At 28.9% G+C, this 8,357-nt stretch carries 9 protein-coding genes; 7 read left to right on the top strand and 2 right to left on the bottom strand.

The annotated features are described in order from the left end of the window. The 5 genes from ACRDDY_RS16540 to ACRDDY_RS16520 form a co-directional block, all read left to right on the top strand. Positions 1-1,038 (top strand): ABC transporter ATP-binding protein (locus tag ACRDDY_RS16540; protein WP_438566039.1); only part of this gene is annotated, 1,038 nt, incomplete at its 5' end. Between the two features lie 21 nt (positions 1,039-1,059). Next, positions 1,060-2,385, top strand: coding sequence for an ABC transporter substrate-binding protein (locus tag ACRDDY_RS16535; protein WP_438566038.1), 1,326 nt, complete (start codon positions 1,060-1,062; stop codon positions 2,383-2,385). 69 nt (positions 2,386-2,454) lie between these two features. Continuing rightward, positions 2,455-3,354, top strand: a complete 900-nt coding sequence (locus ACRDDY_RS16530; protein ID WP_438566037.1) for a carbohydrate ABC transporter permease — start codon at positions 2,455-2,457, stop codon at positions 3,352-3,354. A 14-nt stretch (positions 3,355-3,368) separates the two neighbouring features. Next, on the top strand, positions 3,369-4,235 hold the full coding sequence (locus ACRDDY_RS16525) for a carbohydrate ABC transporter permease (RefSeq protein WP_438566036.1): 867 nt from the start codon (positions 3,369-3,371) through the stop codon (positions 4,233-4,235). Between the two features lie 11 nt (positions 4,236-4,246). Further along, on the top strand, positions 4,247-4,570 hold the full coding sequence (locus tag ACRDDY_RS16520) for a DUF3784 domain-containing protein (RefSeq protein ID WP_438566035.1): 324 nt from the start codon (positions 4,247-4,249) through the stop codon (positions 4,568-4,570). Between the two features lie 44 nt (positions 4,571-4,614). On the opposite strand, the gene ACRDDY_RS16515 is transcribed toward ACRDDY_RS16520, so the two are convergent. Together ACRDDY_RS16515 and ACRDDY_RS16510 are read right to left on the bottom strand one after the other, a co-directional pair. Then, positions 4,615-6,369 (bottom strand): CshA/CshB family fibrillar adhesin-related protein, encoded by a 1,755-nt coding sequence (locus ACRDDY_RS16515; protein ID WP_438566034.1) that lies wholly within the window; start codon positions 6,367-6,369, stop codon positions 4,615-4,617. Positions 6,370-6,400: 31 nt separating this feature from the next. Then, entirely contained in the window at positions 6,401-6,694 is a 294-nt protein-coding gene (locus ACRDDY_RS16510; protein WP_438566033.1) for a hypothetical protein, read from the bottom strand. 173 nt (positions 6,695-6,867) lie between these two features. On the opposite strand from ACRDDY_RS16510, the gene ACRDDY_RS16505 reads away from it, so the two are divergent. Further along, the gene (locus tag ACRDDY_RS16505; protein ID WP_438566032.1) at positions 6,868-7,842 is read left to right on the top strand and encodes a hypothetical protein; all 975 of its coding nucleotides are present in this window, start codon (positions 6,868-6,870) and stop codon (positions 7,840-7,842) included. A 127-nt stretch (positions 7,843-7,969) separates the two neighbouring features. Next, on the top strand, positions 7,970-8,357 hold a 388-nt coding region (locus ACRDDY_RS16500), incomplete at its 3' end, for a family 1 glycosylhydrolase (RefSeq protein WP_438566031.1).

Here is an 8,357-nt window from a genome sequence, read left to right as displayed (position 1 = left end):
ATTGAAGATGAGGAGTTTATAGTTTTTGTTGGTCCATCTGGATGTGGAAAATCAACAACACTTAGAATGATTGCAGGTCTTGAAGAAATATCTAAAGGAGAGCTTTATATTGATGAGGAGATTATGAATGATGTAGCTCCAAAGGATAGAAATATTGCAATGGTTTTTCAAAACTATGCATTATATCCTCATATGACTGTAAGAGAAAATATGGAATTTGCATTAAAGCTTAGAAAGTTTGATAAAGAAGAAATGAAAAAAAGAGTAGAAAATGCAGCTAGAATTTTAAGCTTAGAATCATACTTAGATAGGAAACCAAAAGCATTATCAGGAGGACAAAGACAAAGGGTTGCTCTTGGTAGAGCAATAGTTAGAGAGCCAAAGGTATTTTTAATGGATGAACCATTATCTAATTTAGATGCAAAGTTAAGAGTTCAAATGAGAACAGAAATAACAAAGCTTCATCAAGATTTAAAAACTACATTTATTTATGTAACCCATGATCAAACTGAAGCAATGACCATGGGAACAAGAATAGTAGTTATGAAAGATGGAGTAGTTCAACAAGTAGATACACCACAAAATATATATGAAAATCCAAGCAATATTTTTGTTGCAGGATTTATAGGAAGTCCACAAATGAACTTTTTAAATGCAGTAGTTGAAAAAGATGATAATAAATATTTCTTTAATATAGGAGAAAATAAATTCTTAGTTAATGATGAAAAAGGAAAAGTGTTAGAGAAAAAAGGATATATAAACAAGGAAATTACAATAGGAATAAGACCAGAGCACATAAGTAATAAAGAAGAGTTTGTAGAGAAAAATATTAATTCATCATTTATGGGACATGTTGATTTAGTTGAATTAATGGGAGCAGAAAGTTATATCTATATGAAGCTTGAAGGACAAAATATAACTGCTAAAATACCAGGAACAAATAAGGTTAAGTATGGCGAAACTGATAGATTCGTTTTAGATATAAATGAAATATATATGTTTGATAAAGAAACTACTTTGGCTATTGAAAATAAATAATTTGAAAAGGGGACAATGATAATGAAAAAAATGAAACTTATAGGAAGTATATTATTAGCGGCAACACTATCAATTGGTACTTTAGCAGGCTGTGGTGGAAAGGATGCAGGAGGAGACAAGGCAGCAGGAGATAAAACAGAAATAACATGGTGGAACTTCCCTAACTTTGAAATGAAAGATGGACAAGTTGGAAAATATGAAGAAGAATTAGTAAAAGCTTTTGAAGAAAAAAATCCAGATATTAAAGTTAATGTAGAAATGGTTTCTTTTAATGGTGGTGGAGAAAAAATAAATGCAGCAATTGCATCAAAATCAGCACCAGATGTTTTATATGATGCACCAGGAAGAATAATTGATTATGGAAGACAAGGAGTTCTAGCTCCAGTTGACGATATGATAAAGGATTTAAATGGAGATGTTTCAGATGCACTTTTAGCAGGATGTAAGTTAGATGACACATATTATATGTATCCATTTAATACAACAAACTTTATGATGGGTGTAAATAAGACAATGTTTGAAGAAGCAGGACTTTTAGATTTATTACCACTTGATAGACCAAACAGAACTTGGACATTAGAAGAATTTGAAAAAGCACTTAAAGAAATAAAGAAAGTAAAACCAGATGTTATTCCAATGTCTATGTTTAGTAAAAGTACAGCAGGAGACCAAGGAACAAGAGCATTTATTGCAAATATCACTGGTGGAAGTGTTATGAATAAAGACCAATCAGCTTATACATTTGATAGCAAAGAAGTTGTAGATGCTATGGAATGGATTAAAAAAGGTATTGATGAAGGAATTATAGGAAAAGGAAGTGAAGCATTAGCTTCAGGAGATGCAATTGATTTATTCTTACAACAAAAATCAGCATTTACAATTTTATATTCAACTGGATTAAAGAAAAGCAATGCAGATAAAAAAGTTGGTGAGTTTGAAGATGTATTAGTTTCAATTCCATCACCAAGTGAAGATAAATTAGCTTTAGAGCCACTTATAGGTGGGTTATGTATATTTGATAATGGAGATGAAGCAAAAATAGAAGCATCTAAAAAGTTTATTGATTTCTTAGCAAATGATTCTGAATGGCAAAAGAAAAACCTAGTCTCAACAGGTACTTTCTCAGTTAGAGATTCTGTAAAAGGTTTATATGATGATGCAGAAATGAATTTTGCAGAAGGTATGGGTAAATTTACAGCTGAATACTATAACACAGTTAATGGATTCTCTGAAATGAGAACACATTGGTTCCCAGCTATTCAAGAAGTTACTTTAGGAAATACAGGTGCTAAAGAAGCTATGGAAAACTTTAATAAGAAGGCAAATGACACTTTAAGTAAAAAATAAATAGGTAAATATATAGAGAGGTCTTAAGTAAACTTAAGGCCTCTAATAAAAGATAAGGAGGAGTGAGAGATGAAAAGTTTAACTAAGAGAAAAGGAAAAAGTTTAGCTAAAAAAGAATGGATTTGTGCATACTTATTTTTACTTCCAGCTGCAATATTCTTTTTAGCATTTGTAATCTTGCCTATGATAGGTGGAGTTGTTATGAGTTTCTTTGACTATAGTCCAAGAAGTTCAGAGTTTATAGGAATAGAGAATTATATAAATATATTTAATGATCCAGTATTTAAAAAATCTTTATGGAATACATTATTTTTAGTTATAGGAAATGTTCCAGTAGTAATGGTATTTTCATTATTTGTAGCAGTTAACATATATAAGAGGTCTTCTAAAGTTAGAAGTTTCTTTAGATCAGTATTTTATTTACCAGCAATTGCATCAGTAGTTAGTATTACTGTTGTATGGGGATGGATTTTCCATCCAAACTATGGAATCTTAAACTATGTATTAGAACTTTTTGGAGTAGAGCCACAAGTATGGCTTGGAAATCCTTCAATAGCAAAATGGGCAATTTTAATAGTTCTTGTAACATTATCAGTAGGACAACCTATTGTTTTATATATGGCTTCACTTGGAAATATACCAAAGGATTATTTAGAAGCAGCAGAAATTGATGGAGCAAATTCAAGACAAGTATTTTGGAATATTACATGGCCACTTTTAAAGCCAACAACACTATATATAGTTATAATAACAACTATTAATTCATTCCAATGTTTCTCAATAATTCAACTGTTAACAGCAGGTGGACCAAACTACTCAACAACAACAATAATGTATCAAGTATATGAAAGATCATTTACACTTGGACAATATGGATTAGCATCATCTATGGGAGTAGTACTAGCTGTAATAGTAATGGCAATATCAGTAGTACAATACAAATATTTAGGTTCAGATGTTGAATATTAAAGGAGGAAGTGGCTATGTTTAAAAAGAAGAAAAAAGAAAAAGAACAATTATATGACTGGAGAAGCCAATGGACTCCAAAACATATAGTAGCATTTGTAGTATTATGTATTCTAATGATTTTATTTATATTTCCTTTTTATTGGATTATAACAGGTTCGTTTAAAGACTTAGGTTCAGCAATTTCAGTACCACCAGAATGGTTTCCAAGTAACCCAATAACAGATAACTGGGCAAGTTTATTTAGACAACCTATAGCAAGATGGACATTTAACAGTTTCTTTATAGCAATATCAACAACATTCTTAGTATGTTTAACAGCATCTTTAGCAGGATATGTATTAGCTAAAAAGAGATTCCCAGGGAAGAAACTTATATTTTGGTTACTTATAATGGCAATGGCACTTCCAAAGCAAGTTATAATGGTACCATTATTTAATATATTAACTAGTTTAGATTGGATAGATAGCTATAAATCATTAATTTTACCAGCAGTAGGATGGCCATTTGGGATATTCCTAATGAAACAATTTAGTGAAACAATACCAACAGAACTAATAGAAGCAGCAAGAATAGATGGATGTAGTGAAGTTGGAATATTTAGAAGAATAGTATTTCCAATAGTAAAACCAGGAGTTGCAGCCCTTGCAATATTCACATTTATAACTTCATGGAATGATTACTTCATGCAACTTATATTAATAAGAAGTACAGATATGCAAACATTACCACTTGGAGTATCTACAATGCAACTAGAGTTTACAACAAACTATGGACTAATGATGGCAGGAGCAGCTCTAGCATCAATTCCAATGATAATTATATTCCTAATATTCCAAAAGTCATTTACTCAAGGAATAACAATTGGAGCAGTAAAAGGATAGTAGTAGAAGAGATGGAGAATATATTTTTATTTTTAGCACCAATTTTGTTAGGGGGATTGGGAATAATTATAGGAAGTGGAAAGGGTGGATTCTTAATTGCAGGATACAATACACTAGATAAACATGAACAAGATAAGTATGATCAAAAAAGATACTTTAAATTTATGGGAAAATTTTTAGGTGTACTTGCACTTATTCAACTTGTACTACCAATATGTAAAATATTCGAGATAGGAAATTTTAAGGTAATAACAAGTGTAGTATCAGTTATATTTATTGGAACTACAATAGGTGGAATAATTTTTATGAATACAAAAAATAGATTTAAGAAATAAATATTATAGAAAAAGGTCTAGCAAGAAAGCTAGGCCTTTAATAATTAGTTTTTTTGACAAGAAGGGTTTGCTAAAATAAGTTTTTTCCCTAAAATAAGCTCTAACATAGAAATTGAATTAACCATAGCATTAACAGATGTATTTACATTTAGTATATCTGTATTAGTTACATTAGTTAGAGTTAATAATTTTTGGATTTTTTCTCCTTCAGCATTTAAAATATGGCTTAAAGCAGCTTCTTGAAGTGCTATAGAAGTTATAACATCAGAAAGTGCTTTATAGCAAGTTGTAACAAAAAGTACTATAACTTGATTACTGTTATAAGTTTTACTGTCATTTTCATCTATAATTAAAGATGCAGTATTAAGTGATGTTGATAACGGTGTTATACTTGATGAATTTTTTAATAGTATAGCTATTTTTAAGGTTATAATTCCATCGGAAGGAATAGAATTTGCAGGAATTATAACTTTTAAGAGATTAGAAGAATCTACGGTGGCATTTAGTGGAAGTGGTGTGATTATATTACCTACGGTTAAACTTAAATTACTATTTGCATTATCAAAAGTAAAATTAGGATCTAGCTTATCTAAAATAGTATAGTTTTGAGTGGCTAAATCATATTTTAAATCAGAAATTGTAATAGTAAAGGAGAAACGTTCATCATCTTTAATTAATACTTCTTGTGAATTTGGTGTTTTAACAATTTTAGGTTTTAAAACTGAATTTAAAATTACAGATGCATCGGCATACAAGGTTGGAGTTGGGCCTGCTTCAGTTTCTCCCAAAAGACTAATTGTATTTTTAATATTATTTATAGGAAGGATAGAATCTAGTCGGTATACTAAACTTATATTAATAGGGGTATTTAGTATCAAATTTGTTGAGTTAATTGTATATACAACTTTTGTTCCTGTGACAGTTTCAGTTATAGTAATAGGAATATTATTTTGTGTTAAAGTAGTTTTAGGTGTTGTTAAAGAAGTTGTAGGAATGTAGGATATTCCTGTAGTTTCACTAAGTGTATCAGTTAGAGTATATGATAGAATTGTAGAATCAGTTGGCGTAAAAGATGCTTCGAATTTTACATAGTTTAAAGGCAAGTTATCTACTTGTGGTGGATTTGCAACTTTAGTAATAGGTGGTGGCAGAGTTACAACAATACCAAATGCTACAACAACTCCAGATGGAAATAAATCGGGAGTAGACACAACAATATCTTTTACATTATAAGATTGGAAAAGATAGGTTCCAGTATTATAATTTACACCAGTTAATTTTAAAGTGTTACTTCCTACACCTGTTACAATTGGGGATTCTACAGGGTTATGATTAGGAACTAAATCTAAAATATTCCAATTTGCAGTAGGACTACTAATATTTAAGGTTTCTCCAGAGGTTGTAATCTCAGCATCTGCGACTATAAATAAATAGTCAGTAATAGGAATATTATTTTTTTTAACAATAATGTTACTAAGTGTAAAAACAAAGCTCTTACCTCCAGTTGCAAAGAAAGGGTCAGTAGGTAGATTATAAGTTGTTCCTTTTCCTAAATAACCAAATGGAACTTGACTTGGCTTTGCACTCCAAATAGAAGTTTCATTTATAGGATTATTAGGAAATGGTGCACCAGAAACTGTGAATTCTACTGTATATCCACCAGGAATAGTGTTTAAGACAGTTAAAGGACCACTAGTTACAAAATCTAATTCTTTTGTAAAGTCTATCCATGCGATATAATCAGCATAAGTTCCAGATCCAGTTGTTGCAAATACAGCATTTCCATTCAAATCAGCCATTTTGTTCACCTCGATTTATATTTAATTTATATTATTCACAACTACAATGAACAGAGGATAACTTATTTTGCAAAACTAGTTCAAGCATAGTAATTGTATTAACCATTTTTTGAACTGAAGAGTTAATATTAATTAAATCAGTAGGTGATGATGCAATAACATTTGGGTTAGATGGAGTTAATGTTCCTACAACAGATTGTATCTTTTCACCTTCAGCATTTAAAATATGGCTTAAAGCAGCTTCCATTAATGCAATAGATTCAATGATGTCAGTAATTGCTTGTTCTCTAGTAATTTCACTAGGTTTTATTATAGGCATTCCCATAAAAATCATCCTTTCAATATTAAAGTTTTTAATAGTTTATTTAATATATTTTATGTTATCTTATAAAAAAATGTGTATAGAATAATGCAGAAAGGAGAAGAAAATATTGAATTAGGTACTTTTAATATAAAATTGCATATAATAAAGTAATATTATGTAAGAGGTGAGATTTTATGAAAAGTATAGATACATGTAAGCATGTAGCAATAGCAATTGATAATGAGATAACATATATAGCTTTTGATGGAGAAAATTATTTTTATACAATAAAAAATAAACTAGAAATAATTAAGGTAAATGAATTTTTTATTGTAAAAAAAAGATATTATACAAATAAGGAATATAATGTTATTTGTTATGACTGGGATGAAAAATGTTTTTTTGTAGCATCGATATTTTATGAAGATAGAATATTTAAATTAGATTTAAATATGAAGGAAATAGATTGTATAAAAATTAATTTAAATAAAAAACAAGTTACAGGGATTTCATATGATTGTATGAATAAAAAGTTAATAATTTCATTGAATAATGAAGTGATTAGTTTATGTAAAAAAAGTTTGGAAATAACACGATTATATTCAACTGAAAAGGAAAATATCAAAGGTGTACTAAGCGTAGCACCTATAATAATATTAACAATATTAAGTGAAGAATGTTATAAGATTTTAGTATTAACAGCGGAAAAGAAATGCATAGGAAAATATAGTATATCTAAAAGAGGAAAAATAATAAATTTACTGTCAGATCCGTGTATGAAAAAAAAGATTTTAATGTTTATAAAGGATAGAAATAATATATTTGTATGTGATTGTATAGAGATAAGTCAAAAAGTAAAATGCAAAATGAATAGATGTAATAATAAAATATGCGAAAAGAAAAAAGAGAAAGATGAAAAAGATGTATGTAGTGATGTGATAGAATCAATTGCATTAGTTGAAGCAGCAATATCCCATGTTTTAAATGCAGAAGGAGAAAAAATTCAAAAAGTTCTAGCAGAGACAGATGATATATCAGAAATATTAATTGTTAATAAAGAAGTAAATAAAACAATAATAAGTCTTACACATTTAGAACAGATATTGTACGAAAAATTAAGTAGAATTATTGATAGTGGATTATGTTGTAATAAATGTGAAAAAAAATAGTATGAAAAACTTACCTTCAAATTTTTATTTAGAGGTAAGTTTTTTACGTAAATTCTATATATAATTTGAAAAAAAAGGTAATTATATATATAATTAAAGAAGATAAAAAAGAAAAGGAGTGACTAAAATGGGATTTAGTAAAGACTTTTTATGGGGTGGTGCAACTGCTGCAAATCAATGTGAGGGTGGATATAATGAAGATTTACGAGGACTTGCAAATGTAGATGTTTGTCCTGCTGGAAAAGATAGAATTGGTGTTATAACAGGAAATATAAAAATGCTAGACTTTGATGACAATCATTTTTATCCTGCAAAGGAAGCTATTGATATGTATCATAATTTTAAAGAGGATATTAAACTTTTTAGTGAAATGGGATTTAAAGTTTATAGAATGAGTATTGGATGGAGTAGAATTTTCCCAAATGGTGATGAAAAGACTCCAAATGAAAAAGGACTTAAATTTTATGAAGATATTTTTAATGAATGTAAAAAATATGGAATTGAACCTTTAGTAA

The sequence above is a fragment of the Clostridium sp. genome (genome assembly GCF_051656525.1).
Lineage (GTDB): Bacteria > Bacillota > Clostridia > Clostridiales > Clostridiaceae > Clostridium.
Note: the sequence above shows the minus strand (reverse complement) of the source record. Positions and strands in the feature narration are given on the sequence as shown.

Coding starts and splice junctions, on each gene's coding strand:
- ACRDDY_RS16505 (WP_438566032.1), top strand. CDS start 6,868: ATGAAAAGTATAGATACATGTAAGCATGTAGCAATAGCAATTGATAAT.
- ACRDDY_RS16510 (WP_438566033.1), bottom strand. CDS start 6,694: ATGGGAATGCCTATAATAAAACCTAGTGAAATTACTAGAGAACAAGCA.
- ACRDDY_RS16515 (WP_438566034.1), bottom strand. CDS start 6,369: ATGGCTGATTTGAATGGAAATGCTGTATTTGCAACAACTGGATCTGGA.
- ACRDDY_RS16535 (WP_438566038.1), top strand. CDS start 1,060: ATGAAAAAAATGAAACTTATAGGAAGTATATTATTAGCGGCAACACTA.
- ACRDDY_RS16520 (WP_438566035.1), top strand. CDS start 4,247: ATGGAGAATATATTTTTATTTTTAGCACCAATTTTGTTAGGGGGATTG.
- ACRDDY_RS16530 (WP_438566037.1), top strand. CDS start 2,455: ATGAAAAGTTTAACTAAGAGAAAAGGAAAAAGTTTAGCTAAAAAAGAA.
- ACRDDY_RS16525 (WP_438566036.1), top strand. CDS start 3,369: ATGTTTAAAAAGAAGAAAAAAGAAAAAGAACAATTATATGACTGGAGA.